Here is a 15,494-nt window from a genome sequence, read left to right as displayed (position 1 = left end):
AGCACTAGAGAACGTAAACGAAAATAAACAAACACAGCCAGACCACATCCACAAAGTGCCAATACCAACTCCCTGCTTGGAACGCAAAATGTTTATCTGCGCTAAAGTGCCCCTTCAACACTCTGAAAAACAACACGAATAAAAAGAGAGTCCCCAGTGTGACATGCATGCCGTGAAAGCCAGTTAACAGGAAGAAGGTGTTGCCATAAATCCCAGAGGTCAGGGTGAGTCCCATTTCCCGGTAGGCATGCATATATTCTTCTGCCTGTAAGGCAAGGAAACCCATACCCAAGAGTATGGTGATACCAAGCCAGAGAGTAATGGCAGAACGTTTACCTTTTTCTAGGCTGACATGGGCGAAATGTAAGGTAACTGAGGAGGTTAGCAGTACGATAGTGTTGATTAATGGCAGTCCAGTCCATGGCATGGCTTGGGTTTTAGTGCCATCTGGCGTAGTTATGAGCGGCCAAATAGCTTCAAACTGAGGCCAGAGCACTTCGTGGGTCATGGCATTATTCGATGCGCCACCGAGCCAAGGCACTGCGAACATGCGGGCATAAAATAGTGCCCCGAAAAAAGCCCCGAAAAACATGACTTCCGAAAAAATAAACCAGCTCATACCTTGGCGAAACGATCGATCCATTTGGCTAGAATAGAGCCCTGCCATCGACTCTTGGATCACGGTTCTAAACCAACCCACCAGCATGAATAGGATCACAGCGATCCCAACCAGCAGCACATAACCGCCACCGGATGCACCTGATTTCAACTGCTGCACGAAAAGGCCTGCACCAGAGGCGATTAAGAACAAGCCAATGGCACCTATAATAGGCCAGACACTTTGGGATGGAACGTAGTAAGTCTGATGTTTCGTTGTCATTTTGCAGCTCCTTGCTCTATGGCAGACGCTAACTGCTTGTCGGTAATGTCGTAGAGAGTGTAAGAGAGGGTCAGAGTGTGGATAGACTCAGGTAACTGAGGATCCACATAGAAAATGAGCGGCAGCTCAGCGCTAGTGTCCGCCGCTAAGGGTTGTTGATTAAAGCAAAAGCATTCTGTTTTATTAAAATAAGCTGCACCTTGGCCGGGCGAAACTGAAGGTATCGCTTGGCCAATCGTTGCTTTAGCGGACATATTGCGCGCCAAAAATGCCGTATGGATTAGCTCGCCAGGGTGAACTTCGAGCCGTTTGGTTTGTGGCGCAAATGTCCATGGCATGCCTGTTTGTACCTGAGAAATAAATTCCACAGTCACTATTCGGCTTGTATCTACTGTGATTGCTTGATAACTACTCGCGGTATTGGAGGGTTTTCCATTGATACCGAGTTGCTCGCACAACACATCGTAGAGCGGCACCAGCGCGAATCCAAAGCCAAACATGCCAATACAGCCGATAACTAACATGCTGATAAGTTTACGATTTGACTTAGATTTATCTTGCTGGTGTTGGGTTGCCATTTCATTTCACCTCAGGTGGTGTCGTGAAGGAGTGGTAAGGCGCAGGGCTTGGCAATGTCCACTCTAAACCCTCGGAACCTTCCCAAGGTTTAGCGGGGGCTTTTTCGCCGCCACGGATGCACTTAATTACTAAAACTAAGAAAATCAATTGCGATAAGCCGAAGGCGAACCCACCAATCGAGACGATTTGATTAACATCGGCAAATTGAATCGAGTAGTCAGGGATACGCCTTGGCATTCCTGCCAGCCCAAGGAAATGCATCGGGAAAAATAGCACATTGACTGAAATCACCGAGCACCAGAAATGCCATTGTCCCAGTCGTTCGTTGTACATGTGTCCCGTCCACTTAGGTAGCCAGTAATAGGCCGCTGCCATGATGGAGAAAATCGCACCAGTCACGAGCACATAATGGAAATGTGCCACAACAAAATAAGTATCGTGGTACTGGAAGTCGGCGGGTGTAATGGCGAGCATTAATCCCGAAAAACCGCCAATAGTGAAGAGTATGATAAAGGCTACAGCAAACAGCATGGGCGTTTCGAAACTGAGTGAGCCGCGCCACATAGTGGCAACCCAGTTAAACACTTTCACTCCAGTTGGCACTGCAATCAACATAGTGCAATACATGAAGAACAGCTCGGCAAACACAGGCATACCTGTGGTGAACATATGGTGCGCCCACACGAGGAACGACAGAATTGCAATACTAGCCGTAGCATAAACCATGGATGCATAGCCAAATAAGGGTTTACGACTGAAGGCTGGGACTATGGCAGAGATGATGCCAAAGGACGGCAAGATCATGATGTAGACTTCAGGGTGGCCGAAGAACCAGAAAATATGCTGGAACATCACAGGATCGCCGCCGCCAGCCGCATCGAAGAAACTCGTGCCGAAAAACTTATCTGTCAGCACCATAGTCACTGCGCCAGCGAGTACGGGCATAACCGCGATCAGTAGGAATGCCGTGATAAGCCAAGTCCACACAAACAATGGTAACTTCATCCATGTCATGCCTGGCGCGCGTAAATTCACTATGGTCACAATCACGTTGATTGCGCCCATGATCGAACTTATCCCCATGATGTGAATAGAAAATACAAAGAGCGCCGTGCTATCTGGACTATAAGTTGTTGATAGTGGTGCGTAGAAGGTCCAACCAAAGTTAGGTCCGCCACCTTCCATAAATAGCGAACTGAGAAGGATAGTGAAGGCGAAGGGGAGTATCCAAAAACTCCAGTTATTCATCCGTGGCAGCGCCATATCGGGCGCCCCTATCATCATAGGGATCAGCCAGTTAGCGAGCCCTGTAAAGGCTGGCATTACCGCACCGAATACCATGATCAGCCCATGAACAGTTGTCATTTGGTTGAAAAAGTTGGGCTCGACCAATTGTAATCCAGGTTGAAAGAGTTCAGCGCGGATCACCATGGCCATAGCGCCACCGGTTAAGAACATAATGAAGCTGAACCATAAATACAAAGTACCTATGTCTTTATGGTTGGTGGTTAGCAGCCAGCGCATGATGCCCTTTGGCGCACCATGATGATGGTCATCATGGGCTGCGGTTTGATCTTGAGTCGTAGTGCTCATCATTATCCCCTACTGTCCATGACTTGCGATATCAGCAGGTTGCACTGTATCGCCGGTATTGTTATCCCAAGCATTGCGTTCATAGGTAATGACTGCTGCAAGTTGCTGTGGGCTAAGCTGTTTGCCAAATGCCTGCATAGCCGTGCCCGTTTTGCCGTGCATCACAATATCGATGTGATTGGCGACTGGTCCAATGGCGATAGCACTACCCACTAGCGCGGGGAAGGCGGGTGGTATTCCTGCACCTGTCACTTGATGGCAGGCAGCACAGAAGGTCGCGTAGACAGTTTCACCTTCGGCCATGAGGGCGTCATGGCTGAGTGTGGGGAGGCTTGCGGGATCGATTGCAGCTGAGACGTCTGCAGGTGCGGGTGTCGGAGTTGTACTGCTTGGTACCGCGGCGGATGTTTGTGCAGAATTGCCGTTCATGTACTCGTTGACGTCTTTGGCTTGCACTGCATCGCCAGTATTATTGCCCCAAGCATTCCGCTCGTAGGTAGTCACTGCCGCGATTTCTTGTGCGGTCAATTGCTTACTAAACGCTTGCATGGCAGTACCCGTTTTACCGTTGAGCACAATTTCAAGGTGACCGCTGAGTGGTCCCGTTGCAATCGGGCTACCTTTAAGGGGCGGAAATACGCCTTGCAACCCTTCACCATTGGGCTGGTGGCAGGCTGCGCAGTGCCCGAGGTAAACTTGTTCACCTTGAGTCATCAACTCTTCTTTACTTAGGGTTTGTGATAAAGCGGCTTGAGCGGCTTCAGCCGCAGCACCTGCGGCTTGTTTCTGCTCTGTTACCCAAGCCTCAAACTCGGCTTCAGGTAACGCTTGTACTACGATAGGCATAAAACCATGGTCTTTACCGCAGAGCTCGGCGCATTGACCACGGTAAATGCCGGGTTTGTCGATGCGAGTCCAAGCCTCATTGATAAATCCAGGGTTGGCATCTTTCTTAATTGCAAAGGCGGGTACCCACCAAGAATGGATGACATCCTCTGAAGTCATCAGAAAGCGGATTTTGCGGTTTATCGGTAGAACGAGCGGTTTATCGACTTCCAATAGATAGTTTTCACCCTTGGTTTCGGTGCCTTCAATTTGTGCTCTGGGTGTTGTCAGTATGCTATAAAAATCAATATCTTGATCGAAATAGCTGTAATGCCATTTCCATTGGGACCCCGTGACTTTTACGGTGAGATCGGCGTTGCTGGGATCTTCCATTGCGATTAAAGTTTTTGTCGCTGGAATCGCCATTAAGATCAAAATGATAAATGGCAGAATCGTCCAAGCGATTTCAACTTTAGTGCTTTCGTGAAAGTGGGACGCGACAGCGCCTTTGGATTTTCTGTGGTTGATCATGGCGTAAATCATGACGCCAAAGACCACTAGGCCTATTGCGCAGCAGATATACAAGATGGTCATGTGCAAGTGATAAACCTTGCCACTGATCTCGGTCACGCCAGGGGTCATGTTGAACCGCATGTCCGCGGCGGTCAACGGTGGTGCGAAAAGCACCACGAGTAAACAATACAACAATTGCTTCACAAGACTTCTCCTCTGCCAATTGCGAATAGCAACTACAAAGAAGAGCAACACAGTAAGTCTCAACTCTATGCAAACTCTTCAGTTCCCAAAAAAGCTTTTTTGACTTCAACGTGCGTTGGCGGCTGTTACTTTTAATCAAGTATTGTTACTGCTGGTAATTAGCCACGCTGGCACATACTGCTGAAATAAATCTGTTCTCTATTTTTAGTGGCGCTTCGAGTTCGATAAATACTCGATTCATTGACCACGGAAGGTGATATATCACCACCGACTTAACCAACCATACTTGCTGTTTAAATATTGATCAAGATCACTTATTTATCTAATTATCTGAAAAATTGCCAAAAAAAAGCCTCACATTCATAGGTGAGGCGGCTTTCAAGGTAAAAAATTAAATGAATATTTAATGTACAGCGCTAAAAAAAGATTGCTGACCGAAGAGATTGCCTTGCTCAATGCGTACGTCGGCATGTAAGTGACTGTTTACGTCTTCAAGCACTATACCCATAGCTCGGGCACTTTTAGCCACGATTTGTAGGCGTCGATTATCCCGCGCATCTAATGATTGAGTCCAAGTAATGACTGCACTGGACGTACCACTTGTTAGGGCTTTTTCCATCGCCCACAGGGTTTCGACTTCATCTTTAGCATGTACCAGCAAAACTCTATCCATACGCACACCTGCGCTAGCGAGTGTTTGCTTGTAGCCAATACTTGGAGGGTTGATGAGCACTAACCAACGGCCCTGTTGGCTTAACTGAGCGAGTTGTGCACTCAGATGAATTAATTCTTGGCGACCTTGAGTCTTGGTTGGCATACAGGCGATAGGCGCATGGTGCCAGTCATAGTCGGCATCACGGACTTCATCGAGCCACAAGCCCGGATGGCGGGGGGCATTGCCAAGTAGTTTATTCATAGCCAATCTCCATTACGGATCACACCGACGGCGAGTCCTTCAATTGTTAAACTTTGGAAGCCTAAATCCACTTTAATCGGGGAGTAATCTTCATTTTCGGCATGTAGATAGACTACATTACCTTTTTTTTCGAAACGTTTAACAGTGACATCGTCATCGACTCTAGCGACAACCACTTGACCATTTCTAGCTTGTTCTACTTTATGAACTGCCAGCAAATCACCTTCGAGAATACCGATATTTTTCATGCTGTCGCCCTTTACTCGCAGTAAAAAATCGGCGGCGGGATGAAACATGCTTGGGTCGACTTGGTAGTACTGTTCAACATGTTCTTGGGCGAGGATAGGTTCACCCGCGGCCACTTGGCCGATGAGCGGTAAACCTGTTTCAGTCAAATCTTCGATTTCCGCAGGCAGACGAATGCCTCGAGATGTGCCTGGCATGATCTCAATGCAGCCCTTTTTTGCCAACGCTTTAAGATGTTCTTCAGCCGCATTGGCGCTCTTAAAACCTAAACGGGTTGCGATTTCTGCCCGAGTGGGTGGCATGCCAGTATCGGCAATATTTCGTTTAATTAGCTCTAAAATTTCAGCTTGGCGTGGCGTCAAAGGTCTCATGGTGTTTCCTGTTTTTCTATACAGTTACTGTTAGTATATACAGTATTATTTGCAGCGCAAGTATTAACCACTTTTTAGCTATGTTGGAGAGAATTAGCGAATATTGCCCATAGTCTGGTATTCTATCGGGCTAGTAAACGCACTTAATTGCATAAGAATAATGCCTAAACACGACTCTCTTTGGTTGAAATCATTACGTTGGATCCAAAAACACTTAGTGCACACTATTGTGGTGCCTCAGGATCCCTTTGCCGATCTGAATCTGGATGCTTCCAGACCCCTTGTTTATGTGATGAAAACAGAATCCCTCAGTGACATCGCTGCTTTGAGCGAAATAACGGCTAAGTTAGGCTTACCAAGCCCTTATGAGCCTCTAGTGGCTAATGGTGTGACTGCGCCTCGGGTTGTCTGTCTTCAAGGACGTAAGCCACTGTTTGGCGAACGTGCTGGTAATGAGCCTTTCCTCGAATGCTTTATGCGTTTGTTAGCCGTGCATAAGGAACGTCCTGAATTGGATATTCAACTGGTGCCCGTGAGCTTGTATTGGGGTCGCACGCCAGGGAAAGAAGACGACACTATGAAGGCGGCCGTATTTGAGCGGGAAAACCCGACTTGGTTGCGCAAGTGCTTGATGATTCTGTTCTTAGGTCGACATAACTTCGTGCAGTTTTCGAATGCCGTATCCCTGCGTTACATGGCTGACGAACATGGCACCGACATGGGGATTGCCCATAAGTTAGCACGGGTTGCGCGCGTGCATTTCCGTCGTCAACGTAAGGTAATGACAGGGCCTGTGCTGCCAAACCGCCAAGCACTGTTTCATTCGTTACTCAAATCTGAGTCGCTGCGCAAAGCGATTCAAGAAGAAGCCGCCAGTAAAAAGATTTCTGAGACCCAAGCGCGCGAGACGGCTATTGAGTATCTCGATGAAATCGCTGCCGATTACTCAGACAGTTTAGTGCGTATTGCCGAGCGTTTTTTAACTTGGCTGTGGAACAAGCTTTACAGCGGGATCAACATTAAAGGCGCCGAGCAAGTTCGGCAGTTACACCACGATGGCCACGAGATTGTTTATGTGCCTTGCCATCGCAGCCACATGGATTACCTGCTGTTATCGTATATTTTGTATTATCAAGGCATGGTTCCGCCGCACATTGCTGCCGGCATTAACCTCAATTTCTGGCCCGCGGGACCTATGTTCCGTCGCGGTGGTGCCTTCTTTATCCGCCGTAGTTTTAATGGCAATAAGCTGTACACCGCAGTATTTCGTGAGTATTTAGATCAGCTGTTTGCTAAAGGTTATTCGGTGGAATACTTCTCCGAAGGTGGCCGTTCACGTACTGGCCGTCTGTTGGCGCCGAAAACTGGCATGATCGCCATGACGATGAACAGTGTGCTGCGCGGTATCGAGCGTCCAGTCACGCTAGTGCCTGTGTATTTAGGCTATGACCATGTGATGGAAGTGGCGACGTATCATAAAGAGTTAAGTGGTAAGAAAAAGAAAAAAGAATCTGTGTGGCAGGTGTTTGGTGCGATTCGCAAACTTGGTAATTTCGGCCAAGGTTATGTGAACTTTGGCGAGCCGATTACTCTGCAAAACTTCTTAAATGAGCGCGCGCCAAACTGGCGTACTGAGTTGGCCGATGATCCTGAGCAAAAACCAAGCTGGTTAACGCCAGCGGTAAACGTGCTGGCGAATCGAGTGATGACGAATATTAACGATGCGGCGGCGGCGAGTTCGGTGACCTTGACGAGTTTAGTGTTGTTGGCCACAGATCAAAATGCCTTAGAGCGCAGTCTGCTGGAACGTCAGCTTGATCTGTATCTGACTCTACTCAAAAAAGTGCCTTACACTACTTATACTTCGGTTGCCGAAGGTGATGGTAAGCATTTAGTGCAGCAAGGTTTAGAGCTGAACAAGTTTGTTGTTTGCGCCGATCCTTTAGGTGAAATTGTGTCTATCGAGACGAGTCAGGCAGTGTCTATGACTTACTATCGTAACAATATCATCCACTTATTTATTGTACCGTCATTAATTGCGAGTTGTTTAACGCATAATGAGCAGATCCCGCGTCAGCAAGTTGTGTCAATCGTTGCCGATTTTTATCCACTGCTGAAAGCCGAACTCTTCATGGGCATTAAGGATGTACCTGCCTATGTCAATCAAGTGCTGGATTTCTTCATTGAACAAGGGTTAGTGGTTGAGACTGATACCTTAACTGTCGTGCCTGAACACACTAGCCAACTATTATTGTTAGCCAGTTCAGTGAGCGAAACTCTGCAACGCTATGCCATTATCTTCAATCTGTTAGCGAACAGACCTAAGATGGAGCGCTCAGAACTTGAGTCTGAGAGTCATCTACTTGCCCAGCGTTTAGGCGCTTTGCATGGCATTACTGCGCCAGAGTTCTACGATAAGAAACTTTACGGCACCTTGAGCGTTAAGCTCAAAGAATTGGGATATCTAGCGGATAACCAAGATAAGTCCAATATCAATCGCATACGAGATCAAGCCAATAGCTTATTACGTCCGTCAGTGAAACAAACGATAGTGGCGAGTGTCACCGCGGAGCATACAGTTTAATGGCAAATCATATGAATGCGGCTAAGCATAAGCCCGCAGGTAAGTCCTTGCTCGGCGGCGCCATGATTATTGCTGGCACGACCGTAGGTGCTGGGATGTTTTCTCTGCCCGTGGTCGGTGCAGGTATGTGGTTTGGCTATTCGATTTTAATGTTATTGGGCATTTGGTTTTGCATGTTGATGTCGGGCTTATTGCTACTCGAAACCAATTTGCATTTCGAACCGGGTGCTAGCTTCGATACTTTAAGCAAGCAAACCTTAGGGCAGTTTTGGCGGATAGTGAACGGCGTTTCCATCGCGTTCGTGCTGTATATTTTGACCTATGCCTATATCAGCGGCGGTGGCTCGATTGTGAATCACAGCTTGCAGGGCATGGGAATTGAGTTACCGCAAAGTGTGGCAGGGCTAGTGTTTGCCATAGTATTGGCGAGCATAGTGTTGATCAGCACTAAGGCCGTGGATCGCATTACCACGATTATGCTCGGCGGTATGATCATTACCTTCTTCCTCGCGATCGGCAATTTATTGATCGAAATTGATGTGACTAAGTTGCTCGAACCCGATGGTAATAACAGCTTTTCACCTTATCTGTGGGCGGCGCTGCCCTTTGGTCTCGCCAGTTTTGGTTACCATGGTAACGTTCCCAGCTTAGTGAAGTATTACGGCAAAGATTCCTCCACCATTATCAAGGCGATTTTCGTCGGCACCTTTATCGCACTGGTGATTTATGCCTGTTGGTTAGCGGCAACTATGGGCAATATTCCCCGCAGCCAGTTTATCGACATTATTGCCCAAGGCGGCAATATGGGTGTGTTGGTGGGCGCTTTGTCTGAGGTGATGGCGAGTAGCTGGTTAAACAGTATGTTGACCTTGTTTGCCAACTTGGCTGTGGCTTCATCTTTCTTAGGGGTGACCTTAGGTTTGTTCGATTATCTCGCCGATTTGTTTGGTTTTGATGATTCACGCTCTGGCCGAATGAAAACCGCGTTAGTGACCTTTGTGCCGCCAACGATTTTAGGATTACTGTTTCCCGATGGCTTCTTGGTGGCGATTGGCTTTGCGGCATTAGCGGCAACTGTATGGGCGGTAATTGTCCCGGCGCTGATGGCCTATAAATCGCGGCAGTTGTTCCCCGATAGCACAGGTTTTAGAGTGATAGGCGGTACACCGCTGATTATTCTTGTGGTGTTATTTGGCATAGTCACGGGTGCATGTCATCTGCTCGCGATGGCAAATTTACTGCCGCAATATTCCTAATTTGTTGTGATGATTTAAGCCCTCCATGTGAGGGCTTTTTTGTCTTTAGCGGTTGAGTTTTGTCTTACAGATCTTTTTAACCTGAATACTGGACAGAAATACAAACTCAGGCTTAACTCGAATGATTGTTAAAACAAAGGAGCCGATAATGAAAATGACTCAGTACGCACAAGGACATGCATGTTGGGTTGAACTTGCAAGCCATGATTGGCAGGGAACAACAGCATTTTACCAAGCGTTATTTGGTTGGAACTCGGTTGAAATGCCGATCCCTGAAGGTCACTTTTCGCTATTTAATTTAGCGGGAGATGACTTAGGCGCCATGTATCAAATCCCTGAGTCAGAAGCACATATCCCCAGCCACTGGCGTATCTACTTTGCCGTCGATGATATCGATGCCAGCATTGCAGAGATTCAAGCGGCGGGCGGCCAAGTGCACATGGGGCCGCATATTGTGGGTGATGCGGGCGTGATGGCGCAGGTGAGCGATCCTGAAGGCGCACGCTTTGCTTTATGGCAAGCGAAGAACCACATAGGTGCTCGCCGTCAGGGTGAACTCAATACCCTTTGCTGGGTTGAGCTGGCTTGCAAAGAGCCGCGTACTGAAGAAGCCTTTTACTGCAAAATCTTCCCTTGGACCAACATGCCGAGTGACATGCCTGACATTGAATACTCAGAATGGCAGCTTAATGGTCAATCCATCGGCGGCATGATGACGATAATGCCCGAATGGGGCGATATTTCTCCCCATTGGCTGCTTTATTTTGCAGTAGCCGATTGCGATGCATTTGCAGAAAAAGCCCAAGCGTTAGGCGCGCAAGTGTGCATACCGCCTAGTGATATCCCTGATGTGGGACGATTTTCTGTCATTGCTGACGCCCAAGGCGCTACCTTTGCGGTGATCAAGCTTAATCAGATGTGACTGGCATATTAAGTGCTGTCATTAAGGTTAAAAACGGCGACGCTAAATCGCCGTTTTTATTTGTCTAACTATTTGTTTAATTAGCGTTATCAATCATGATTGTTTCAGGGCAGGAGCCTTTTGAGGCCTTATTGGCTTTGGCGAGTAGGCTAGGTAAGGAGTCAGAAGTTTTAATGACTTCGGGCAAGTTAATGCGGATTTCACTCAGTAATCCCTTGCCACATTCAAGACTCATTTTAGTGTGAGCGCCTTGACCGAAGCTGCTATCAAAACTTTGGTTTAACTCACTTTTACTGACACTCTTACCTATGTTGTCATGAATAAATTTTTGTACCCATGCCGAGGCATTGACCGCTTGGGTCAGCTGGGTTGCCAATAAAAAGTACTCGTTAGGGTCTTGGCTACGGCAAGTGCCGTGTTTCCACCATTCGTGGCGTTCTAAACAGGTGCCATATTGGGCGCTTGGCATGACTTCTTCTAAATTTTTGCGCACCGATGGATTCAGTTCAAACTCTGGATAAGTACAGAAATCATTCGGTTGCAGTTTGACTGTGCTGCAATAGCCATATCGCGTGCCGCATTGTTGTTTATTCGGCCACAGTCCGTGCAGGCTGAAGTGTTGCCATTGGCTCGATTCTGGCGTTTGGCTGAGGGCGCGACATTCGGCTTTACGGCGGCCATAGAGTTCACAAAAGGTGCTTTGCCAGCTTAATGCCAGCACGTTGGCGTCAAATTCACCGCCGATTCGGCATTGATTTCCTTGGCGTTTCTCTGGGGTACCATGCTCTTTAAGGCTATCTCGGCTTTTTGCTTTGATGTCCGATGCCGTGGTGGTTTGCGCCGGTTCCGCCGCCGTTGCAGGTGTTGATAAATTACTGTCAGCAACATTAGATAGATATTGACCACAATCGCCGCTGATCCAACGCATGGGAGACTTCACCGCATTGGTGCGCACTCTTAGCCAATCAGGTTTAGCACTATTGCCGAGGATTTCAAGTACAGGGTAGCGCTCACCAATATTGCTCTGCCATTGGTCTGGATTCGTCTGCTTATTTTTCGATTGAAATAGCTCACAGCGTTTGTCGGCAACGAATTCACCGGTTGCGGGTGCGGCAAAGGCGGGTGCTGTAATGATGAGCGCAGCGCATAAACCGAATGCGGCAAGTAATGCGCGTGATGGGGTTTTAAGGGAAAGTGCTTGCGGCCATATCCGGCTGATGGTTAAACAAAATGACTTGGTCATGTGATGGAATCCTTCCTGCGGCAGTGAATTGAGTCAATTCTGTGTGGCACTGAGTCAATGGTACACATAAGCGCTATAAACTTAGAGGCTTATTTTACCCAGAGTGGTATATGGCACTGTTGTAAAATTAGATTTTTAATCTGATTGAATGAGAAAATCCCCTCAAACTTTAATGGTTTGAGGGGATTTTTATCGGTGTTCTAGCGCCGTACACTCAATTACGCCGCGTCTTTCTTTAATTTACGCGAGTAAATCAGTAGATAAAGTGCGGGTAGTACAAACAGTGACAGTAATGGGGCCGTAACCATGCCGCCGACCATAGGTGCGGCAATTTTCTGCATCACATCGTTACCCGATCCTGCACCCCACATAATGGGGAGTAGACCGAAGAAGATGGTCGCTACTGTCATGGCCTTGGGGCGGATCCGCATAACGGCACCTTCCATTAACGCTTCTTTTAAGTCGCTGACGCTGTGGTAATTATCTTTCTCTTGTCTGTGCTTGATGGCGTTATTGAGATACACCAGCATTACTACCCCAAACTCGGCGGCTACACCCGCTAAGGCAATCATACCGACGGCGACTGCCACTGAGATGTTGTAATCCAGTAGGTATAACAGCCAAGTGCTGCCGACCAACGCGAAGGGGAGGCTGAGCATGATAATACTGGCCTGAATGGTGGAGCCAAAGGTCATCATCAGCAGGATGAAGATGACGGCTAATGCCATAGGGATCACTTGCTTAAGTTTTGCATCTACCCGCTGCATATATTCGTACTGCCCTGCAAAAGTGTAGCTGTAGCGCGGGGGCACCTTGAGTTCGGCATTTAAAGCTTTCTTGGCGGTCGTAATATATTCGCCGATAGACGTGCCTTCAATATCGATAAACACCCAAGAGATTAAGCGACCGTTTTCACTGGTGAGCATAGGTGCGCCATCGGTGATTTCTATATCCGCTAAATTTCGCAGTGGTAGATAATTTCCCGATTTAGTGATCACAGGGAGTTCGCGCAGCTTTTCGATATTATCGCGTAGCTCACGGGGATAACGTAGGTTGATGGGATAGCGCTCAGCCCCTTGTACCGACTCGCCAATATCCATACCGCCAATGGCGTAACGCACGACATCTTGAATATCTTGCAGTGACATACCGTAACGTGCGGCCACATCGAGTTTGGGGGTGATATCGATATAACGCCCGCCACCACTGCGTTCAGCATAGGCTGACTTAGTGTGTGGCACTCTACTGAGGATGGCCTCTATTTCTGCCCCTAGATTTTGCAGCTCGTTGACATCGGCGCCGGTGATCTTAATACCGACGGGGGTTTTTATCCCCGTCGAGAGCATGTCAATACGGGTTTTGATGGGTTGTACCCAAGCATTGGTGAGTCCTGGTACTTTGACGGTTTGCTGTAGTTGGGCAATGATGCCATCTAAGGTCATGCCTTCACGCCATTCCTCATGGGGTTTGAGCATGATAGTAGTTTCAAGCATGGTCAGCGGCGCGGGATCGGTCGCGGTTTCGGCGCGGCCTACCTTGCCAAACACGCGGGCCACTTCGGGCACGGTTTTAATCAAGCGGTCGGTTTGCTGCAAGACTTCGGCGGCCTTACTGGCACTGATACCGGGCAATGCCGTTGGCATGTAGAGCAAATCGCCTTCTTCAAGGGCGGGCATAAACTCACTACCCATGCGGGTCATGGGATACCAAGCACTGGCCAGCGCGACTAACGCTAACATCAGGGTGACTTTAGGAAATTTAAGCACCAGTTTGAGCGAAGGTTGGTAAAGCGCGATCAAGAAGCGACTGAGAGGATTGCTGCGTTCGCTGGGAATTTTGCCGCGAATAAAGTAACCCATCAAAATCGGCACTAAGGTGATCGATAAAAAGGCCGCCGCTGCCATGGCGAAAGTTTTAGTGTAGGCCAGTGGCGCGAATAATCGACCTTCCTGCGCTTCGAGTGCGAACACAGGCACAAAGCTTAAGGTGATAATAATCAATGAGAAAAATAACGCAGGGCCGACTTCAATCGACGCTTCGGTGACGATGCGCCAATGCTCCTTAGTATCGGGCTCGCGATCATGTTTGGCTTTGAAATGTTCTAAATGCTTGTGCAGGTTTTCGATCATCACAATCGCGCCATCCACCACGGCGCCGATAGCAATGGCGATGCCGCCAAGGCTCATGATATTGGCGTTCACACCCATCTTATTCATCACGATAAAAGCGATAAGGATGGATAGCGGCAGGGTTATCACGGCCACGAGTGTGGAGCGCGCATGCAGCAAAAACAGTAAGCAGACTAAGCCAACCACCAACATTTCTTCGACGACCTTGCTAAACAAGTTGTCGACGGACTTAAGAATCAAGTGGGATCTGTCATAGGTTGGGATAATCTCAACCCCATCGGGCAGGCCCGCTTTGAGTTCTTCGAGTTTAGCTTTCACCGCATCTATCGTCGCTAAGGCGTTTTCGCCGTAACGCATCACCACAATTCCGCCAACGACTTCACCTTCACCGTCGAGTTCGGCTATACCGCGGCGTGAGGCTGGGCCTTTGCGCACAGTGGCGACATCTTTGAGTAATAAACCTGTACCAGAAGGGCTGGTGATACCAAGGGGAATTTCACGAAAATCCTCTAGCGTCTGGCGATAGCCTTTGGCGCGCACCATGTATTCGGCTTCGGCCATTTCGATCACTGAGCCGCCAGCTTCGCTATTAGCTTTATCGATCGCTTGTTTAATGCTGGCGATATCGAGCTTATAGATCGCCATTTTATCGGGCTCAAGCACTATCTGATAGGTTTGCTCCATGCCGCCGACGGTGGCAACTTCAGACACGCCTGCCACGCTTTGCAGCTCTAGCTTGAGATACCAATCCTGCAGACTTTTGAGTTGCGATAAATCTAAATTGCCAGAGCGATCGACCAGCGCATATTCATACACCCAACCGACACCGGATGCATCGGGACCGAGTGAAGGTTGTACGCCCTGGGGTAAACGGCTGCTAATTTGACTCAGGTACTCGAGCACCCGCGAGCGTGCCCAGTAGATGTCGGTGCCATCTTCAAAAATCACATACACATAGGAGTCGCCGAACATGGAATAACCACGTACGGTTTTGGCGCCTGGTACGGCTAACATGGCGGTCGACAAGGGATAAGTCACTTGTTCTTCAACCAATTTAGGCGCTTGGCCCGGGTAAGGGGTTTTAATGATCACTTGTACGTCGGATAAATCCGGCAGCGCATCAAGCGGCGTTTTGCGCAGCTCCTGCACGCCCCAAACTGTGATCATGATGGCGATAATCAACACCATCAATCGCTGCCTGATTGACGCCTCGATAATATATTTCAACATAAC

At 48.3% G+C, this 15,494-nt stretch carries 11 protein-coding genes; 3 read left to right on the top strand and 8 right to left on the bottom strand.

The features are described 5' to 3' along the window. Positions 1-4: 4 nt before the first annotated feature. From L5M29_RS15365 to lexA, 6 genes are all read right to left on the bottom strand, one after another. Positions 5-880, bottom strand: a complete 876-nt coding sequence (locus L5M29_RS15365) for a cytochrome c oxidase subunit 3 (RefSeq protein WP_131524824.1) — start codon at positions 878-880, stop codon at positions 5-7. Continuing rightward, a complete protein-coding gene (locus L5M29_RS15360; RefSeq protein ID WP_198572399.1) occupies positions 877-1,458 on the bottom strand; it encodes a cytochrome c oxidase assembly protein in 582 nt (193 codons plus the stop codon). The genes L5M29_RS15365 and L5M29_RS15360 overlap by 4 nt, the downstream gene beginning before the upstream one ends. 1 nt (position 1,459) lies before the next feature. Then, entirely contained in the window at positions 1,460-3,052 is a 1,593-nt protein-coding gene (gene ctaD / locus L5M29_RS15355) for a cytochrome c oxidase subunit I (protein ID WP_105250642.1), read from the bottom strand. A 9-nt stretch (positions 3,053-3,061) separates the two neighbouring features. Further along, the gene (gene coxB / locus L5M29_RS15350) at positions 3,062-4,594 is read right to left on the bottom strand and encodes a cytochrome c oxidase subunit II (RefSeq protein ID WP_263168572.1); all 1,533 of its coding nucleotides are present in this window, start codon (positions 4,592-4,594) and stop codon (positions 3,062-3,064) included. A gap of 403 nt (positions 4,595-4,997) precedes the next feature. Next, positions 4,998-5,510 (bottom strand): cell division inhibitor SulA, encoded by a 513-nt coding sequence (locus L5M29_RS15345; RefSeq protein ID WP_212599505.1) that lies wholly within the window; start codon positions 5,508-5,510, stop codon positions 4,998-5,000. Beyond that, the gene (gene lexA, locus L5M29_RS15340; protein ID WP_105250639.1) at positions 5,507-6,127 is read right to left on the bottom strand and encodes a transcriptional repressor LexA; all 621 of its coding nucleotides are present in this window, start codon (positions 6,125-6,127) and stop codon (positions 5,507-5,509) included. The genes L5M29_RS15345 and lexA overlap by 4 nt, the downstream gene beginning before the upstream one ends. 160 nt (positions 6,128-6,287) lie before the next feature. Here lexA and plsB point away from each other — a divergent pair, with 160 nt between their 5' ends. The 3 genes from plsB to L5M29_RS15325 all read left to right on the top strand — a co-directional run bounded on the left by plsB (position 6,288) and on the right by L5M29_RS15325 (position 10,889). Continuing rightward, complete coding sequence (gene plsB / locus L5M29_RS15335; RefSeq protein ID WP_263168569.1) at positions 6,288-8,711, top strand: glycerol-3-phosphate 1-O-acyltransferase PlsB; 2,424 nt, start codon at positions 6,288-6,290, stop codon at positions 8,709-8,711. Next, a complete protein-coding gene (gene mtr, locus L5M29_RS15330) occupies positions 8,711-9,967 on the top strand; it encodes a tryptophan permease (RefSeq protein ID WP_263168567.1) in 1,257 nt (418 codons plus the stop codon). The genes plsB and mtr overlap by 1 nt, the downstream gene beginning before the upstream one ends. Positions 9,968-10,115: 148 nt before the next feature. Further along, positions 10,116-10,889: a VOC family protein gene (locus L5M29_RS15325; RefSeq protein ID WP_263168563.1), complete on the top strand. Its 774-nt coding sequence runs from the start codon at positions 10,116-10,118 to the stop codon at positions 10,887-10,889. Between the two features lie 76 nt (positions 10,890-10,965). On the opposite strand, the gene L5M29_RS15320 is transcribed toward L5M29_RS15325, so the two are convergent. Both L5M29_RS15320 and L5M29_RS15315 read right to left on the bottom strand, forming a co-directional pair. Continuing rightward, positions 10,966-12,132, bottom strand: a complete 1,167-nt coding sequence (locus tag L5M29_RS15320) for a ribonuclease T2 (RefSeq protein WP_263147440.1) — start codon at positions 12,130-12,132, stop codon at positions 10,966-10,968. A 218-nt stretch (positions 12,133-12,350) separates the two neighbouring features. Beyond that, positions 12,351-15,491, bottom strand: coding sequence for an efflux RND transporter permease subunit (locus L5M29_RS15315; RefSeq protein ID WP_263147443.1), 3,141 nt, complete (start codon positions 15,489-15,491; stop codon positions 12,351-12,353). Between the last annotated feature and the right edge of the window lie 3 nt (positions 15,492-15,494).

The sequence above is a fragment of the Shewanella sp. SM95 genome, assembly GCF_025653595.1.
Classification (GTDB): domain Bacteria; phylum Pseudomonadota; class Gammaproteobacteria; order Enterobacterales; family Shewanellaceae; genus Shewanella; species Shewanella oncorhynchi.
Note: the sequence above shows the minus strand (reverse complement) of the source record. Positions and strands in the feature narration are given on the sequence as shown.